The 17734-nt window shown below is 66.0% G+C and carries 15 protein-coding genes; 7 read left to right on the top strand and 8 right to left on the bottom strand.

Going from position 1 to position 17734, the window contains the following annotated elements; all coding sequences use genetic code 11:
• Positions 1-30: 30 nt before the first annotated feature.
• Positions 31-1407 (bottom strand): YncE family protein, encoded by a 1377-nt coding sequence (locus tag CKW06_RS12025; protein ID WP_024957364.1) that lies wholly within the window; start codon positions 1405-1407, stop codon positions 31-33.
• A gap of 122 nt (positions 1408-1529) precedes the next feature.
• Positions 1530-2558, bottom strand: coding sequence for an alpha/beta hydrolase (locus CKW06_RS12020; RefSeq protein WP_024957363.1), 1029 nt, complete (start codon positions 2556-2558; stop codon positions 1530-1532).
• 320 nt (positions 2559-2878) lie between these two features.
• On the opposite strand from CKW06_RS12020, the gene CKW06_RS12015 reads away from it, so the two are divergent.
• Positions 2879-3253, top strand: coding sequence for a hypothetical protein (locus tag CKW06_RS12015; RefSeq protein WP_024957362.1), 375 nt, complete (start codon positions 2879-2881; stop codon positions 3251-3253).
• 73 nt (positions 3254-3326) lie between these two features.
• Here the strand turns inward: CKW06_RS12015 and CKW06_RS12010 are convergent, their stop codons facing one another.
• Positions 3327-3716, bottom strand: coding sequence for a DUF805 domain-containing protein (locus tag CKW06_RS12010; protein ID WP_005413291.1), 390 nt, complete (start codon positions 3714-3716; stop codon positions 3327-3329).
• Positions 3717-3877: 161 nt separating this feature from the next.
• The gene (locus CKW06_RS12005) at positions 3878-5176 is read right to left on the bottom strand and encodes a replication-associated recombination protein A (protein WP_229297714.1); all 1299 of its coding nucleotides are present in this window, start codon (positions 5174-5176) and stop codon (positions 3878-3880) included.
• 428 nt (positions 5177-5604) lie between these two features.
• Between CKW06_RS12005 and CKW06_RS12000 the strand changes: the two genes are divergently transcribed.
• Entirely contained in the window at positions 5605-6777 is a 1173-nt protein-coding gene (locus CKW06_RS12000; protein WP_024958743.1) for a hypothetical protein, read from the top strand.
• 313 nt (positions 6778-7090) lie between these two features.
• On the opposite strand, the gene lolA is transcribed toward CKW06_RS12000, so the two are convergent.
• From lolA to CKW06_RS11985, 3 genes are all read right to left on the bottom strand, one after another.
• Positions 7091-7729, bottom strand: a complete 639-nt coding sequence (gene lolA, locus CKW06_RS11995; protein ID WP_024958744.1) for an outer membrane lipoprotein periplasmic chaperone LolA — start codon at positions 7727-7729, stop codon at positions 7091-7093.
• A gap of 111 nt (positions 7730-7840) precedes the next feature.
• Entirely contained in the window at positions 7841-9784 is a 1944-nt protein-coding gene (locus CKW06_RS11990) for a DUF3857 domain-containing protein (RefSeq protein WP_024958745.1), read from the bottom strand.
• A 39-nt stretch (positions 9785-9823) separates the two neighbouring features.
• Positions 9824-12184: a DNA translocase FtsK gene (locus tag CKW06_RS11985; RefSeq protein ID WP_005409601.1), complete on the bottom strand. Its 2361-nt coding sequence runs from the start codon at positions 12182-12184 to the stop codon at positions 9824-9826.
• A 233-nt stretch (positions 12185-12417) separates the two neighbouring features.
• On the opposite strand from CKW06_RS11985, the gene trxB reads away from it, so the two are divergent.
• Together trxB and CKW06_RS11975 are read left to right on the top strand one after the other, a co-directional pair.
• Positions 12418-13389, top strand: coding sequence for a thioredoxin-disulfide reductase (gene trxB, locus CKW06_RS11980; RefSeq protein ID WP_005409600.1), 972 nt, complete (start codon positions 12418-12420; stop codon positions 13387-13389).
• A 102-nt stretch (positions 13390-13491) separates the two neighbouring features.
• The gene (locus tag CKW06_RS11975) at positions 13492-14616 is read left to right on the top strand and encodes a GNAT family N-acetyltransferase (RefSeq protein WP_024958747.1); all 1125 of its coding nucleotides are present in this window, start codon (positions 13492-13494) and stop codon (positions 14614-14616) included.
• A 123-nt stretch (positions 14617-14739) separates the two neighbouring features.
• Here the strand turns inward: CKW06_RS11975 and CKW06_RS11970 are convergent, their stop codons facing one another.
• Positions 14740-16008: a hypothetical protein gene (locus CKW06_RS11970; protein ID WP_024958748.1), complete on the bottom strand. Its 1269-nt coding sequence runs from the start codon at positions 16006-16008 to the stop codon at positions 14740-14742.
• Positions 16009-16080: 72 nt separating this feature from the next.
• On the opposite strand from CKW06_RS11970, the gene aat reads away from it, so the two are divergent.
• From aat to CKW06_RS11955, 3 genes are all read left to right on the top strand, one after another.
• Complete coding sequence (aat, locus tag CKW06_RS11965) at positions 16081-16821, top strand: leucyl/phenylalanyl-tRNA--protein transferase (RefSeq protein WP_024958749.1); 741 nt, start codon at positions 16081-16083, stop codon at positions 16819-16821.
• Positions 16822-16907: 86 nt separating this feature from the next.
• Positions 16908-17126 (top strand): translation initiation factor IF-1, encoded by a 219-nt coding sequence (gene infA / locus CKW06_RS11960; protein ID WP_005409596.1) that lies wholly within the window; start codon positions 16908-16910, stop codon positions 17124-17126.
• Positions 17127-17326: 200 nt separating this feature from the next.
• A complete protein-coding gene (locus CKW06_RS11955) occupies positions 17327-17710 on the top strand; it encodes a hypothetical protein (protein ID WP_024958750.1) in 384 nt (127 codons plus the stop codon).
• The last annotated feature ends 24 nt before the right edge of the window (positions 17711-17734 follow it).

Genomic DNA, 17734 nt, shown 5'->3' with positions numbered 1-17734 from the left:
GGCGACGCGCACGCCGCCCCACCGTGTGACTTACTGCTTCGGGGTGATGCGGGTGATGCGGTCACCCTTCGGGTCTTCAGCGCCGCGCGACTTGTTCACCGCGAACACGTTGCCCTTGCCATCGGCGCGGACGTGGTTCGGCAGCGTGCCGCCATCAAGATTGGCGACCACCTTGCCGTCACCGTTCACCACGGTGACCGTGCCAGCGCCACGGTTGCTGACGTAGGCCAGGCCGGAGGCATCATCGAAGGCGACGTTCAGCGCGCCGGCGCCGACCGGCACATCGTGCAGCACCTTGCCGGCGGCCACGTCGACGATCAGCAGGTTGTCGGTGCCCTGCGAGGCCACGTACAGGCGGTTGCGCGCCGCGTCGAAGGCCACGCCCGAGGCACTGATCGAATTGCCCAGATCGATGACCTTCTCGACCTTGCCGCTGGCCACATCGATCACTGCCGCCTCCGGGGTGCCGATGCTGACGGTGAACAGCTTGCCGCCCTTCTCGTCCAGCACCAGGCTCATCGGGGTGAACTTGCCGTCGTCCACGCCGGATTCCAGCGTCACCTGCGGCAGTTCCTTGAAGGTCTTCGCATCGAACACCGACAGGTGGTCCTCGCCGGTGGCAGAGGCGAACACCTTGCCGCGCGTGCCGTCGACCACCACGTCGCGCGCGTGCGGCACGGCATCGACCGGGAACTGATGGACCAGCGACAGGTCCTTCTGGCGATAGACCGCGATGGAATTCTGGCGGGTGTTGGTGACCCAGACATTGCCGTTGGGGTCATCCACGCCCACGCCGTAGACCGCGTACACCGCACCATTGGTGCTGCCCGGCACCTGCGCCGGGGTGATCGCCTTGGTCACCTTCAGCGACTTCGGGTCCAGCTTCAGCAGCTGCGACTGGGTCACCGGCGGGCGGCCCACCGCCGAGGTCACGAACACCGCATTGCTGGCGGCGCTGTAGGCCGACTGGTACAGGCCCGGCACCAGCTTGTTGGACTGGGTGGCGAACTGCGCCTGGCCGGACAGCGGCAGCTGCGGCGAGACGCGCAGCTTCAGCACGGTGGCCGCAGCCGGTTGGCTGGCGCGCACCACAACCGGATGGGTGCCCGGCACCGCGTCGGCCGGAATGCTCAACTGGGTCTTGAAGTTGCCATCCGCGTCGACCACCAGCGGCTGCGCGTTGAGCTCGCTGTCACCGCGCAGCAGGCTGACCTTCTGGCCCGGCACGAACCCACGGCCGACCACGTCGGCAGTGCTGCCGGGAACCACGTTCTCACCGCGTGAGACGACTTCACCCTTGAATGTGGCGTTGGCCGGCTGGTCGAACACCGGCTGCGCGGTGGCGGTCACCGCCAGCAACAGGCCGGCGGCGAGAGAGGTGAGACGGAAAGACGGACGGAACGACATGGAAGGCTCCTTGCACACGTAGGCCGCGCCACGTGACGCGGGATTCATCAGTTGCCTGGGCCGCTGCACGCCGGCAGCCTCGCCTGGGTAGTGGGGTCGCACGGCATCGCGTGCGAAGGGATTCACTCGGCGGCGTTGTCACCATCCGTGGGGGCACCGTCACCGGCGCTGCGGTCGGTCACGCCGTACAGTTCATGCAGCGCGGCATGGAACGAGGCCGGCAGCATCGGGCCGTGTCCCAGCCCCGGGAACTCGCGGTACTGCACGCTCATGCCCGGCACCTTGGCCAACCGTTCTGACAACTGCCACGCCGCATCCGGCGTGGCGCCACCGATGCGGCGCAGGTGCGCGACCACCCTTGGGTTGCTCAGGTCGCGCTTGCCACGATCGCCAACACGCTCGGCACCGCCCAGCATCAACCAGAGCTTTGCCGGCTGGCCATGCACGTTCTGCACGAACTGCTGTTCCGGATCACCCAGCGCCGCGCCCTGGCTCCACCACAGCGAGGGACTGGCCGCCAGATAGGACTGGAAGGCGGCGGGACGGGTGTACAGCGCATTGAGCACGAACAACCCACCCAGCGAGTGGCCCCACAGCGCTTGCTGCTGCGTATCGATGCGTGCGCGACGCTCGACTTCCGGCTTGATGCGGCGTTCGATCACATCCAGGAAGACCGCAGCACCACCGCCGACCGCCTGTGTCGTACCGCTCTCATCGTCGGCGCGGTCGATCCACGCGGTGTAGTCGCGGGTGCGCGCCTTGGAATCGATGCGCAGGTCGTTGTCGTAGCCGATCAGCACCAGCACCGGTGGCGCCTTGCGCGCGGCCAGCTCGGCCAGCAGCGGCTGGTCCAGCACCATGGCGACGGCATTGCCGTCCAGCGCGTAGAGCACCGGGGAGGGCGTCTTGCCGGCCTTGGCCGGAATCACCAGGTTCACCCGCCAGCGGCGTTGCTGGTCGGGACTGTCCACCACGAAATGCTCGAAGCGATAGCTGGCCGCCGGCTCGTCGAGTACGGTGTGGCCAATTTTCTGCAGTGGATTGCGCTGCTGCGCATGGGCGTACGGGGTGGCCAGGAGCAGACCCATCATCAAGGCGGCCAGGCCGCGGGCCAGCGGACCACGGCGCGAAGGCGGGACGAAATGCATCATCAGCGGCGGCAGGAGCGACCAATGGCCGCCGGTTCATAGGGGACCGCAGTCTACCTTAAACGCGAATGATTATCACATCGATCAAACGTCACGCTGTGTATCACGCGCGCGATACGTTCATTTTCCCGGTTGCGCCGGAAACACTGAACCCACTATTTTGCCCGGCAGCGGGGCGCAGGAGCGCCCTACCCTCGCAGGGCTGCGGACGGATGGGTGATCGTGCCATCGGCCGCGCCCTGTCCTTGCCAAACCTATCCACGCATGGCGTGGATCTACTGACCACCACCCACGGGAATGGATCCCGTGACTGCGAGAACGCCTTGAAGCGAACCACCCTGATCGTCCTTTCCCTTGGCCTGCTCGCACCGCTGGCCGCCCATGCCGCACAGGACCTGCCAACGCTCTACCAGGCCTTTGAAGAGGCCGGCAGTTCATCACTGGGCATGGACCAACTCAACCAGACGGTGACATTCACTGCCGTCGCACTGAGCGTTTCCAGCAACCTGGCGGGCGAGCCACTGATCGAGGCCGGCGATGACCAGGGCAATGTCCTGGCCCGGCTGACCAGCGACGACGAACAGCAGGCGGCCAAGCTGGGCGCACTGGAAGAAGGCGCGACTTTCACCGCCAGCTGCACGCTGCAGTTCAGCTCGGGCACCGATTACCTGTCCTTCGAAGATTGCACCATCAAGTAAAGATGAAGCCGGCAAAATGCCGGCTTCTTTTCTTTGCCTCTGTAGCGTCGAGCCATGCTCGACTCATGCATCATCACGGCCCCGTAGGCACCGGACCATACACGTTCTCCTGCGGCGTGCCCGGCAGCAGCGAGAAGATCATGATCACGATCCCGCCACCCGGTACCAGCGCCAGCAGGAACAGCCAGCCCGACTGGTTGCAGTCATGCAGGCGGCGTACGGTCACTGCGATCAGCGGCACGATCGTGGCCAGCCACATCACACACAGCAGCACCACCATGCCGATCAGGATGCCGGCCAGCGCTTCGGCACTGTTGCGCAGGAGGATCGCCAGCACGCCGGCCAGCAGCATCACTGCCGTTGCGACCAGGAACAGGAACAGCTGGTACATCCAGTACTCGCGGCGGTTCGCGCGGCCCTCGAACTGGGCGTAGCGCTTCAACGGCAGAATCATTTCCTGCACGGCATCGATCCTTGAAAAAGTAGCCGCGCAGTGTGCCAAATGAACGTGCCGGGAACAATGTTGCCACTGCAGGGTCGAGCCGTGCTCGACTGCCTTACCGAATATGCCAACAAGCCTGCCAAGAGCGAAGTCGAGCATGGCTCGACGCCACATGAACCGGGTCAGCGGCCCTTCGCGGCGCGCGCAGCCTCGCGCTCGGCGCGCAAACGGTCCAGCTTTTCCTTCAACTTGATTTCCAGCCCGCGCGGCACCGGGTTGTAGTACACCCGTTCGCCCATCGCATCCGGGAAACCGGTCTGGTCGAGCGCGATGCCACCCTCCGCATCGTGGTCATACTGGTACTCGGCGCCGTAGCCCAGTTCCTTCATCAGCTTGGTCGGCGCATTGCGCAGGTGCAGCGGCACCTCTTCTGTGCCGCTCTCGCGCACATCGGACTTGGCCTGGTTGAAGGCCGCATAGCCGGCATTCGACTTCGCCGTGCTGGCCAGATAAAGCACCAGTTGGGCGAACGCGAGTTCGCCCTCCGGACTGCCCAGTCGCTCATAGATGTCCCACGCTTCCAGCGCCATGCTCTGCGCACGCGGGTCGGCCAGGCCGATATCCTCGATGGCCATGCGGGTCAGCCGGCGCGCCAGGTAAGACGGATCGCAGCCGCCATCGAGCATGCGGGTCAGCCAGTACAGCGCGGCGTCCGGGTTGGAGCTGCGCACGGATTTGTGCAGCGCCGAGATCTGGTCGTAGAACTGCTCGCCGCCCTTGTCGAAGCGGCGGGTACGATCGGCCAGCACCTGGGTCAGGGTCTGCGGCGTGATGCGCCCACCCTCCCCGCCCGCCAGTTCGGCGGCGATTTCCAGCAGGGTCAGCGCACGGCGCACATCACCGTCGGCGGCGGTGGCGATTTCGAGGAGCAGTTCCGGAGCGACCTCTATACCCTCCTCACCCAGGCCGCGTTCGCGGTCACCCAGCGCACGCTCCAGCGCCTCAACGATGTCTGTGGGCGAAACGCCTTCCAGCACATGCACGCGGCAACGCGACAGCAGCGCCGAATTCAGCTCGAACGATGGATTCTCGGTGGTGGCACCGACGAACAGGATGGTGCCGCGCTCGATATGCGGCAGGAACGCATCCTGCTGCGCCTTGTTGAAGCGGTGCACCTCATCCACGAACAGCACGGTGCGGCGGCCTTCGGCGAAGCGTTGCGCGGCCTCGGCCAGCACCTGGCGCACCTCCGGCAGGCCGGACAGCACGGCAGAGATGGCGCGGAATTCCGCATCGGCGTACTCGGCCAGCAGCAGCGCCAGCGTGGTCTTGCCGCAGCCCGGCGGCCCCCACAGGATCATCGAATGCACGCGACCGGATTCGACCGCGCGGCGCAGCGCACTGTCCGGCGCCAGCAGGCGCTTCTGCCCGACCATTTCGTCCAGGGTGCGGGGGCGCATGCGCTCGGCCAGCGGGCGCATGTGTTCCCGATCGACGCTCAGCAGATCGCGTCCGGGGAATGAAGTGGAGCGATGTCTTGGCACCCGGTCATTGTACCGCGCCGCCAAACGGTAGCGCCGGGCCGTGCCCGGCGGGCGGGACGCGATGTCTGGTAGTGCCGGCCGCTGGCCGGCAGATCAACAGCGTGTCAACCAAGGTTGACACCCACCAAGGCAGTGCCGGTTGGCACCCACCGGAGCAGTTGGCGCTAGGCCATGCCGGCGATCACGCCGCACGGGTGGTAGTGCCGGCCGCTGGCCGGCAGCCCCTCAATGTGTCGGAAATGAGCCGAAGCCGCCGCAGCCAATCCACCGGTAAGCCACTGATTAACATAGAGCGCTCTTTCCCGGGGTCCGTGCGTCCTCATCAGTAACCGAGAATTTGGAACTCAACCCTTCAGGACCCAAGCGTGCGAGATCCCGAATCCAATGTCCTTGAGTTCATTGCTGGCTGCGCGGTCGATGCGGACATCTACTATCTGGCTGCCGCCCTAGGCCCTGGGCATGAATACTACGACCCGGATCCAGGCCCACCCACCCGCATGTTCGTCTTTGGCCGCACCCCCAGAGAGGAGTGGTTCTACCATGACCTGCAGGACTTCCAGGTGATGTCCACAGAGTTTGTCCCGGAGGAAGAAGGCGGTCGCCCCCGTCGTGTGCTTGCCCTGGATTTCTATGGGCAGCTGGAAGATTACTCCCGTGCTGGGGCAACGATCGAGTACGTCCCGGCTGAAGGCGCCGACTTTCCCGGAGGTCTTACCCGTTTGCGACTGCTGGGCGACGTCCTTTTCTGCGCGGGCACAAGAGGACAGATCCATCATCGGGGCGACGGCGGATGGCGGCAGCTTCCAACCCAATTCGCGACTGCCTTCTGCGAGGAGGACGAAGACGAGTCGGATCTGGATGACTTCGTCAGTTGGCTCGACGATTTCGGCCACCTGCTCGAACTGGGCGATGCTCCCGCACTTCCTCGAGATCCGATGGAACGCGACGCAGAGCTTCGCCGGAGATTCGCCGATTGGCGAGCCCACATGACCCATGTCCGGGAGGATGAAGGATTCAACCAGCTACTCGCTGAGTTCCGCGTGGGCAGCGTGAACGACCTCTGCGGAACGGGCTTTGCTGACCTCTACGCAATCGGCTCCCAAGGCCTGATTGCGCACTGGGATGGCTCGAGCTGGACCGTGCCCGAACAAGTCACTACTGCGGAGCTGCTTCATGCTTGCAGGACCGACCAGGGCCGCCTCGTCCTTGTAGGAATGCACGGCACCATCGTTACGGGCGACATCTCCACTGGATTCGAGTGCCTCCAACACGAAGTCGGCGAAGGCATCAACTTCAACGCTGCGTGCCAGTACAAGCAACAGGTTTACATCGGCTCGGAGAATGGCGGCCTCTACGTCTACAGTCTAGAAACCGGCGTAGTTGAACCGTTGCTGGAAGGCATCCCCGAAGAACTGAGAGATGCAACGATTGTTGATATCAGTTCCGTCGGTAGCGTGCTTTGGGTGCTGACGCCCTGGGACCTGATTCGATTTGATGGCACCGCGTGGCAGGTGATCGTTCACCCGGACAACGGATGAGCTGGCCGAACGCGTGCCAACCAAGGTTGGCACCCACCAGAGCGGGTCAGGTCGGATTGCGGCAGCGCCGAACCCTGCCCGGCGGATCAGGCCGCAAGGGTCGGTAGTGCCGGCCGCTGGCCGGCAGATCAATAGCATGTCAACCAAGGTTAACACCCACCAAGGTGGTGCCGGTTGACACCCACCCGAGCAGGTAGGACCAGGCCCTGCCCGGCGGATCAGGCCGCACGGGTGGTAGTGCCGGCCGCTGGCCGGCAGATCAACAGCGTGTCAACCAAGGTTGACACCCCACCAAAGCGCCTCCACCCACAGATCAATTGCCGATGACGTCGGTGCCCTTCGGCGGGGTGAAGCTGAAGGTGCCGGCCGCGAAGCCCGGATTGCGCTTCCAGCCACTGAAGCTGATCACGGTACGCTGGCCAACCGCATCGGTGATTTCCATCTTGGCCAGGCCCTGCGCGTTGAAGCCCAGCGCGGCGTACTGGAAGCTGGCTTCGGTCTCGCGCTTCGGCGACAGCGACAGCCACTGCAGGCCGTCGCGCTGTGCCGCCTCTTCACTGACGTCGTACTGCTGCTCCAGCAGCGCCGGGTTGATCAGTGCGGTCAGCGGGCTGTTCTGCTCTTCCTTGCCCTGCTCGCGCACGGTGGCCTGCTCAAGGTCCGGCTCGTACATCCAGACCTTCCTGCCGTCAGCCACGATCAGCTGTTCGTGCGGGCGCACGTATTCCCAGCGGAACAGGCGCGGCGCCGACAGCGCCACACGGCCACTGGTCGATTCCTTCACCTTGCCGCGACTGTCGAACACCTGCTGGCTGAACTGGCCATCCAGGCCCTTCAAGCCGCTGGTGAAGGTCTTCAGGTCATCGCGGGCGCCAGCCCAGGCGCTGCCAGCGGCGGCGCAGGCCACGGCCAGGGTGGTGGTGGCAAGGAAACGGCGGAAGCGGAAGTTCATGCGGGAATCCTGTGGGCGCGGGCGCCAGGAAAGGTGGTTGCCAGTGTGCCCGGGGAAAGATGAATGGGCGATCAGGGCGACATTATGCCGCCCTGAACATCCATCGGCGATTCAGCCACCGGATCCCGGCAGCTCGCCGTACAGCACCTGGCCGCGGAAGCCACGCCGCACTTCGCGATACAGCGCGCGGAACGCCGGATAGTCCTGCGGCTGGCACAACGCCTCTGGCCCACGCACCGCATTCTGCTGCAAGCGGTGGTGCACTATCACCTCCTGGCCCTCGCGACTCCAGTCCACCCGGTACTCGCCGGCGGCATTGGCGAAACGCTGGCTGGCCGGGATGGCGATGATCGGCGCATTGGCCGGGAACTGCAGGCGATAGGTTTCCTCGCGCAGGCTGGCATTGCAGTAGAACGGCGTTTCGTTGGCCGGCGCCGAGGCAGTGGCGTACAGCCCACGCACCGACTCGCCACCCGGCGGGTCCGGCACGGCCATGCCGCCGGCCACGCTGAAGTCGGCGTAGTCCTCGGCCTGGAACGCCATGCGATAGCCAAACGGCCGGGTCAGGTCGACCGGCACGCCCTGGATCTGCAGCTGCCCTCGCCCATCGAAACCTGAGGCGGCCATGATCTGCTCTTCAGCGCGCGCACGGTTCTGCGCGTTGAGCTGGGAGAACTGGGCGCGCATGCCGATCTCGGCGTTCTCGCCCAGCTTCGGAATGGTCTCGCCGCGCAGGTCGCCGTTGGCGTCGAAGGTGAAACGCACCTCCATCGAGGTGGCGTTACGCTCCGGCGTGTTGGCCGGGGTGCGCGCCAGCGTGGCGTCGCGGGTACGCATCACCGGTGCACCCAGGTCACCCTCTGGCAGCTGACCGAAGCGCGCCCACGCGGTGGTCGAATCCAGGTACAGATCAAACTCGGGAATGTAGGTGATGGCGTGGTTGAAGCGGCCCAGCACCGGAATCTTCGGCAACGTCGGGCCACCGCCGGCACCGATCAGCACTGGCGAGCTGGCGATCCCCTTGGCCGCCAGCAGCGCCTCCAGGATCGTCACATGGTCCTTGCAGTCACCATAGTGGTTGTCGAGGATGCTCTGCGCGCTGTTCGGCTCCAGCCCGCCATTGCCCAGGTACACCGCCACGTAGCGGATGTTCTGCGCAACCCAGCGGTACAGCGCATCAGCCTGCTCGCGGCGGTCGCTGATACCCGCGGTGATCTCATCAGCCAGCGCCTGCAGCGCCGGGGTCACCTCGGCCGCCGGGCCCGCCTTGAGCTGGTAGGCGCGACCCATCTGCGACCAGTCACGATAGGTACTGGCCATGATGTTCGGGCCGAACTCCCAGCCCGCCGCCGACCAGTTCTGCGCCGGCATCGCCTCGCGACGCTGGTAGCGCCAGCGCCACTGCGCCTGGCCATTCTTCACCGTCGGCCGATCGCTGCCCTGCACGCCGCGGCTGTCGATGAACATCGGCAGGTTGGCCGGCGCACTCAGGGTGACTTCGGCGTCCTCGTACTCGGTGAACACATTGAAGGTCTCCCACAGGCCGAAATAGCCCGGGAAGTACGGCGTGGCCTGGGTGCGGCGCACCTGGTAGTACAGACGGGTGCCCGGGGCCAGGTTCGGGAACACGATCACCCGCACCTTGCGGTCGGCATACATCGCCGCCGAGGCGCTGGAGTAGCTTTCCTGGGTGTAGATGCGGTCGGCCGGCACGTCACGGCGCTGGCCGTCGGCGGTGATGGTGTAGGCGCCAAGCACCTCCAGGGTTTCCATCTTCTCGCTGTAGCTCAGCCGCACCTGGCTGAACTGCTCGACCGAGGCCTTGGTCTTGAGCAGCACTTCGTAGGTTTCGGTCTGCACATTGCCGGCATCCGGCCGCACCTGGTAGTCGGCGCGGTAACGGACAATGCTGAAGTTGTTGCTGGCTTCGGTATCGCCGCTGGTGGAAGGCGGCGCCGTGGCGGGCGCGGAGGTGGCGGTGTCTGCCAGTGCCGGGCCGGCAGCCAGGAAGGCTGCCAGCGCCAGTGCCAGCGCGCTTGGTACGGGGTGAAGCATGCGTCGGTTCCTTGGACGTCGTGGGGGATACGTCGGGTCTTACTTCGGCGGCGGCGGTGCCAGCACCGTGCGGTCGCCGTTGTGCTCGGGCGGGCTGACCACGCCGGCCGCTTCCATGGCCTCGATCAGTCGCGCTGCACGGTTGTAGCCGATCTTCAGCCGGCGCTGCACGCCGGAAATCGATGCACGGCGGGTCTCGGTGACCACCCGCAGCGCTTCGTCATACAACGGGTCGGACTCGTCGCCGGACGAACTGTTCTCGGGCAGGCCGGTGGCGCCGACGACCACGCCGTCGCCCATCGTCTGAACTTCGTCCAGCACGCCGTCGACATAGTCGGCAGGTCCCATCGCCTTGAGGTGCTCGACCACGCGATGCACTTCATCGTCGGACACGAACGCACCATGCACGCGCTCGGGCAGCGCGGTGCCCGGCGGCAGGTACAACATGTCGCCGTGGCCCAGCAGTGTTTCCGCGCCGGACTGGTCGAGGATGGTGCGCGAGTCAATCTTGGAGCTGACCTGGAAGGCGATACGGGTCGGGATGTTGGCCTTGATCAGGCCGGTGATCACGTCCACCGACGGGCGCTGCGTGGCCAGGATCAGGTGGATGCCGGCCGCACGCGCCTTCTGCGCCAGGCGCGCGATCAGCTCTTCCACCTTCTTGCCGACGATCATCATCATGTCGGCGAATTCGTCGATGAAGATGACGATGAACGGCAGCGTTTCCAGCGGACGCGGTGCCTCGCCGAGCTCCGGGTTCGGCTTGAACAGCGGGTCCATCAGCGGCTGTCCTGCGTCCTGGGCTTCCTTCACCTTCTTGTTGAAGCCGGCCAGGTTGCGCACGCCCACTGCGCTCATCAACTTGTAGCGGCGCTCCATCTCGGCCACGCACCAGCGCAGGCCGTTGGCGGCCTCCTTCATGTCGGTGACCACAGGTGCCAGCAGGTGCGGGATGCCCTGGTAGACGCTCAGTTCGAGCATCTTCGGGTCGATCATCAGCATCCGCAGGTCTTTCGGCGAGGCCTTGAACAGCAGGCTCAGCACCATCGCGTTGACCGCCACCGACTTGCCCGAACCGGTGGTACCGGCCACCAGCAGATGCGGCATGCGTGCCAGGTCGGCCACGGTCGGGCGACCGGCGATGTCCTTGCCCAGCGCCAGGGTCAGTACGCTGGTCGACTTGTCATATTCCTTCGAGCGCAGCAGCTCGGACAGGAAGATCATCTCGCGGGTGACGTTGGGGATTTCCAGGCCGATCACCGACTTGCCCGGAATGACGTCGACCACGCGCACCGACTTCACCGACAAGCCGCGCGCGATGTCCTTGTCCAGCGAACTGATCTGGCTGACCTTGATGCCCGGTGCCGGCTCGATCTCGAAGCGGGTGATGACCGGGCCGGGATTGGCGCCGACCACCTGCGCATCGATGCGGAAGTCCTTCAGCTTGAACTCGATCTGCCGCGACAGGGTCTCCAGCGTCTCTTCGTCGTAGCCCTTGGGCTGCGGCTTGGGATCATCCAGCAGCGCCAGCGGCGGCAGGTCCGAGCCATCACCGTTGACGCCGCGGAACATCGGAATCTGGGTGTCGCGCTTGGCCCGATCGCTCTTCTCGATCACCGGCTCCGGACGCGGCTCGATCTTCACCGGCTCGCGCTTGGCGCGCACCTCGGCGTCGGCCTTGCGCACTTCCTGGCGCTCCTCGCGCATCACCCGGGTCTGCTTCCACTCGGTGACTTCTTCCTTCTTGCGTTCCAGCAACGGCGCCAGCGACATCACGCCACGGCCGATCTTCTCCATCACCGTGAACCAGGACAGCCCGGTCGCGAGCGTGATCGAGGCCAGCAGCAGCACCAGCACGAACAGGTTGGCGCCCAGCGCGCCGAAGCCCACCGTGAGCGAATTGCCGACCAGCTTGCCGAGGATGCCGCCGGCACTGGAGACATCGCCACTGAACAGGCGCACATGCAGGAAGCCGGTGCCGGCAATCAGGAAGCCGACCAGGCCAACCAGGCGCAGCGCCGGGTCCAGGTCGTTCTCGCCCTTGCTCTCTCGCTTGAGCCCGAACATGGCGATCCACGCCAGCGCGCCGAGCACCACCGGCAGCAGGAAGGCGATGTAGCCGAACAGCTGCAGCAGCACGTCGGCGATCCAGGCCCCGGCGCGGCCACCCAGGTTGTGCACTGGCGCGACCACGCTGCCGGTATGCGACCAGCCCGGATCAGTCGCTGAATACGTGAAAAGACTGGCCGCCAGGTACAGCAGGGCCGGCGCGATGGCGATCAGGCCCAGATCGCGCCAGAGGCGCTGGCGGCGTGGATTGTCGGTCGTCGCCGCCGCGGCCGTGCGACGTGACGCCTTGCTGTCGTCGGACTTGGAGCGTTCGGGGACCTGCTTCGCCACCTTAGACCATACCTTTGGAATGCGCTGTTAGTGATTGATAATAAATGAGACGGCGTCAGTTTTCAGTTATGCGACGTCCGGCAGGCCAATCCGGGGGCCGAAACCACTGCTGGATGACGGCGTTCCGTTCATCGGCTTGAATCGCCCTGCCCCAGCCGCCACTCTATGACCAGCCAAGGATGCTGCGCAAACATCGCCAGCGCCTTGTCCCATCTACCTTTTCGCGAGTTTACATGAGCACCAGCCTGCCCTCCCGCCACCAGCGCCTCGTCATCCTCGGTTCCGGCCCGGCCGGTTGGACCGCCGCCGTCTACGCCGCCCGCGCCAACCTGAAGCCGGTCGTCATCACCGGCCTGCAGCAGGGCGGCCAGCTGATGACCACCACCGAGGTGGACAACTGGCCGGGTGACGCCCACGGCCTGATGGGCCCGGACCTGATGGCGCGCATGCAGGCCCATGCCGAGCGCTTCGAGACCGAGGTCATTTTCGACCACATCCACACCGCCGACCTGTCGCAGCGTCCGTTCAAGCTGATCGGCGACAGCCACGAGTACACCTGCGATGCGCTGATCATCGCCACCGGCGCCACCGCCAAGTACCTGGGCATCCCGACCGAAGACGAGTTCAAGGGCCGCGGTGTGTCCGCCTGCGCCACCTGTGACGGCTTCTTCTACCGCGACCAGGACGTGGTCGTGGTCGGTGGCGGCAACACCGCCGTGGAAGAGGCCCTGTACCTGTCCAACATCGCCCGCAAGGTCTACCTGGTCCACCGCCGCGACACACTGAAGGCGGAAAAGATCATGCAGGACAAGCTGTTCAAGAAGGTGGCCGAAGGCAAGATCGAGACCGTCTGGCACCACCAGGTGGAAGAAGTGCTGGGCAACGACGCCGGCGTGACCGGTGTGCGCGTGAAGTCCACGCTGGACGGCAGCACCCGCGACATCGACGCCCACGGCTTCTTCGTGGCCATCGGCCACCACCCGAACACCACCCTGTTCGACGGCCAACTGGCGATGAACAACGGCTACCTGGAAATCCGCTCGGGCCTGGGCGGCAATGCCACCCAGACCTCGGTGGAAGGCGTGTTCGCCGCCGGCGACGTGGCCGACCAGCACTACCGCCAGGCGATCACCTCGGCCGGCTTCGGCTGCATGGCCGCACTGGATGCCGAGCGCTACCTGGACGCGCAGGGCAAGGCCAGCTGAGAGGCTGACCCGCTCCTGTAGGGCCGAGCCACGCCCGACTCCGGATGAAAGGCCGACGCCAGTGCGTCGGCCTTTCTGTTTCATCTGCCCTATCCTTCCCTCATGCCTTCCCCCCGCTTCCTCGACTCCCTGCAGTCCATCCCCGCCACCGACTGGGATGCCCTGCACGACGGTCAGAACCCCTTCGTCAGCCACGCCTTCCTCTCAGGCCTTGAACAGCACGGCTGCCTGCGCGAGGACTGGGGCTGGCAGCCCCGGCACTTCACGCTCTGGGAAGGCGACAGCTTGGTCGGCGCCATTCCGGGCTACCTGAAGACCAATTCGCACGGCGAGTTCGTGTTCGACCATGCGTGGGCCAACGCGTATGCCCGTCATGGCCGCGATTACTATCCGAAGTGGCTGGGCGCGGTGCCGTACTCGCCGGTCACCGGCCCGCGGTTGCTGGCCCGTCACGATTCAGGTCGCGCCACCTTGCTGTCGGCATTGCGCGAGGCGCTGCCTGCACTGGACGTGTCCTCGGCCCATATCAACTTCCACACCGCAGTGGACGAGGCGCTGTTCGGCGATGACTGGCTGCTGCGCGAAGACGTGCAGTTCCAGTGGCAGAACCCGGGCGATTGGGCCACATTCGAGCAGTTCCTTGGCGCGATGAACCACAAGCATCGCAAGAACATCCGCCAGGAACGGGCCAAAGTCACCCGCCAGGGCATCACCTTCCGCGTGGTGCACGGCGATGAAGCCAGCCGCGCGGACCTGCAGGCGATGTATCGCTTCTACCTGCAGACGTTCCTCGAGTACGGCAACGCCCCGGCGCTCACCGAGGCCTTCCTGCGCCATCTGGCCATTTCATTGGGCCGCGGGCTGGTGCTGTTCCTGGCCGAACAGGACGGCGAGCCGATTGCCGGCGCGCTGTGCCTGCGCGGTGGCGACACCCTGTACGGCCGCTACTGGGGCGGCGCCACCCTGCCCGGCCTGCACTTCGAGGCCTGCTACTACCAGGGTATCGAGTACTGCCTGCGCGAAGGGCTGACCCGATTCGAACCGGGTGCACAGGGCGAGCACAAGCTGGCGCGGGGCTTCCTGCCGACGCTGGTGCGCAGCCGGCACTGGGTGGCCGATGCGGATTTCGCAGAAGCACTGCAGGACTGGTGCCGGCAGGAACGGCGCGATGTGCGGCGCTACCAGCAGGAGCTGCAGGGGCATGGGCCGTTCCGCGTAGAGCCGTAGAGTCGGGCTTGCTCGACTGGCGCGGCGCCGAGAAGCGTGCCAACCAAGGTTGGCACCTACCAGGGCAGCGGGGCGCGCCAACCAACGTTGGCACCTATCAGGACAATGGCGAGCGCGCTGCGCTCAGGTGCACTGCCAGAAGTGCCCACTCACCCGACACGTCGCGCACCAGAACGTATAGAGCATGCCGCCGCTGCCCCACAGCAGCGTGCCCTCACTCGTGGTCGGCAGCGTCGAATCCAGCTGCATCACGAAGGGCATCTCCTCGCCGCAATCGATGCACGCCGGGTACCAGGCACTCTGCACCCAGCTGGGCGCGCCGCCCACGCGCGACAGGTTCTGCCGATGGTTGGACTGGCCCCAGTCCTGCTGCTGCCACCGCATGGTATCCATGGCGACCAGGCCGATCTCGGCACGCATCAGGTCACCGCTGTCGGTCGGCGTGGCCGGCACCTCCAGACGCTGGCTGGGGTGGCAGCTGGGCAGGCCGACGGCATCGTGGCGATAGAAGCGCACGGGCGGGTCTTCCCAGCCGCAGCAGTCCAGGCACAGGCCCAGCGTGATCTCACCCGCCGCGCCCGGCTGCACCGCGGCAGCGTCGGTTCGCAGCAGGCGCTGCAGCGGTGCATGGCAGCTGCCACACAACGCTTCCAGCGGCCCTCCCATCTGCCCCGCATGGTGCACCTGCCCACCATTCCAGGTCGGGTGCAGGCGCCAGATACGCTTGCGCCAGCTCGGTTCGTCCGCCTGCTGCGCGCGATGCTGCTCGCGGCCAAAGCGGATGTGCAGCGGCCGCTCCCCATGCAGGCGGCGCGGCAGCGGCCCATCAGCCACGCCGGCCCAATGCGCCCAGACCTCAGCATCCAGCGCGCCCCAGTCAGCGAGGTAGCCGCGGGCAACGGCATAGCTCTCGGGCTGCGCCGCGAGCAGCAGCGCCCTGGCCCGCGCCATTTCGCGATCGTCATCGGCTTCGGCCAGAATCTGCGCCCACTGCACGGCAGTGGCAGACGGCAGGCCCCGCCACACCTGCGAAGCCAGCTGCAGCTCATTCTCACTGGCAATCGCCAGCAAGGCCTCCCAGTCGTCCTGCAGCACCTGCGGCGCCTGGTAGCTGGCGAATTCGATCACGCTGGCCAGCAGCTCACCGCGCTCGCCATCACGATAGCGACGCCAGGCCTCGGCACAGATCGGCGCAACCGCTTCGTCGGGCAGCAGATCCAGCGTCATGTCGAGAAAGGCCGAGCTGGGTGAACGCCGGGCAAGGGCCAGCCGCATCAGCGCACCGAGCTGGCCCGGCTGCTCAGTCGCCAGCGCCAGCAGCATGCTCTGGCTGTCGTTGCACGTGCGCGGGTTGTCGTGCACATCGAGGATGGCGGTGATCGCGTCACTCATGCGTGGGCTCCTTGCCGTTGGACGCTGATGGTGCCAGACATCAGCGGTCACCACGGCGAATACAATGGCGGCATGACCCGCCAGCTGCCCTGGCGCCTGGCTGATGCGCCGGACGCCCCCTTTCCTCCAGCCGAGACCGCGCTGCGCCAGCCCGATGGCCTGCTCGCCGTCGGCGGTGACCTGCACCCGGTGCGCCTGCTCAATGCCTACGCTGGCGGCATCTTTCCGTGGTTCAGCGAGGGCAAGCCGATCCTGTGGTGGTCGCCGGACCCGCGCATGGTGTTCCGCACCGAGGGCGTGCATCTGTCCAGCCGGTTCCGCCGCCAGCTGCGCAGCAGTACGTGGGAGGTCACCGCCGACACCGCCTTCAGCCGCGTGATGCGCGCCTGTGCGGCAGCACCGCGGCCCGGCCAGGACGGCACCTGGATCAGCCCGGCGATGGTCGAGGCCTACGGCCAGCTGCACGACCTGGGCTTCGCCCATTCGTTTGAAGTCTGGGACCGGCAGACCCTGGTCGGTGGCATCTACGGGGTGGCAATCGGGTCGATGTTCTTCGGCGAAAGCATGTTCAGCGGCGCCAGCGGCGGCTCCAAGATCGCCCTGGCCGCCCTGGCATCCACCCTGCATGGTTGGGGCTGGGAACTGATCGATGCCCAGGTGGAGAATCCGCACCTGCTGCGGATGGGCGCCGAGCACCTGCCGCGCGCGGAATTCCTGCAGCACGTGCGCCGGGCCGTGCGCGGTGACGGCCGGGAAGGCCCGTGGACCCAAGCGGTTGGACGCCTGCCAGCACGGCGTTTGGCCGGGGGTTAACACAAACTTTGCAAGCTGGCGCCGTCAAGCGTAAAATACCGCGCCTTAGGCCCAGCGTGGCCGTTTTCTGAACCGCACAGGACTACATGTCGAAAGACGATTCCATCGAGTTCGAGGGCACCGTCAGCGAGACGCTGCCGAACACCACTTTCCGCGTTCGCCTGGAAAATGGGCACGAAATCATCGCCCATATCTCCGGCCGCATGCGCAAGAACTACATCCGCATCCTCACCGGTGACCGGGTCAAGGTTGAAATGACCCCGTATGACCTGACCAAGGGTCGTATCACCTACCGCATGAAGTAAGCGGTCGGCGCCTGGCGCCACTCGACAAGGCCAGCCCTGGTTGCTGGCCTTTTGTCATGCCCGGAATCCGGCCCTGCCGGAGGTCACCGTGACCGAGCTCACCGTGGCGTCGGTCAGCCCCGCTTGCGGCAGATTCGCGCCTGCAGCCGCCGCGGCATCGTGGGATCCGATCCAGTCCGGATCGCCACCCCCTCCCGATCATGAACGCCCTGCTCCCGCACGTCCTGCTGCCGGCAGTTCTGCTGGTCAGCCTCCCCCTGGCGGCATTCGCCGCTGAATCCAGCAAGCCCTCCAACGCGTCCGAGTGCATTGCCCTCGGCGCCAATCGCGATATCCGCCCCTCCAGCACGGAACGCGAGGTGCTGCTGCGCGACGGCGACAACCACTATCGGGTGCACCTGCAGAAGCGCTGCCTGGGCGCTGCCGCCTCGGCCAGCTATGTCTTCTTCACGCCCAGCACCCCTGAACGGATCTGCGGCGATGCCCGCAGCACACTGAAAACCGACAGCAATCACTGCACCGTGACCCGGATCGAACCGATCGATGCGGCGACCTTCAGGCGGCTGGCGCAGCAGGGGCGTTGAGTTGCAGTGCATGCGACAAGGGCG

The organism is Stenotrophomonas maltophilia, from assembly GCF_900186865.1.
GTDB classification, from domain to species: Bacteria; Pseudomonadota; Gammaproteobacteria; order Xanthomonadales; family Xanthomonadaceae; genus Stenotrophomonas; species Stenotrophomonas maltophilia.
Note: the sequence above shows the minus strand (reverse complement) of the source record. Positions and strands in the feature narration are given on the sequence as shown.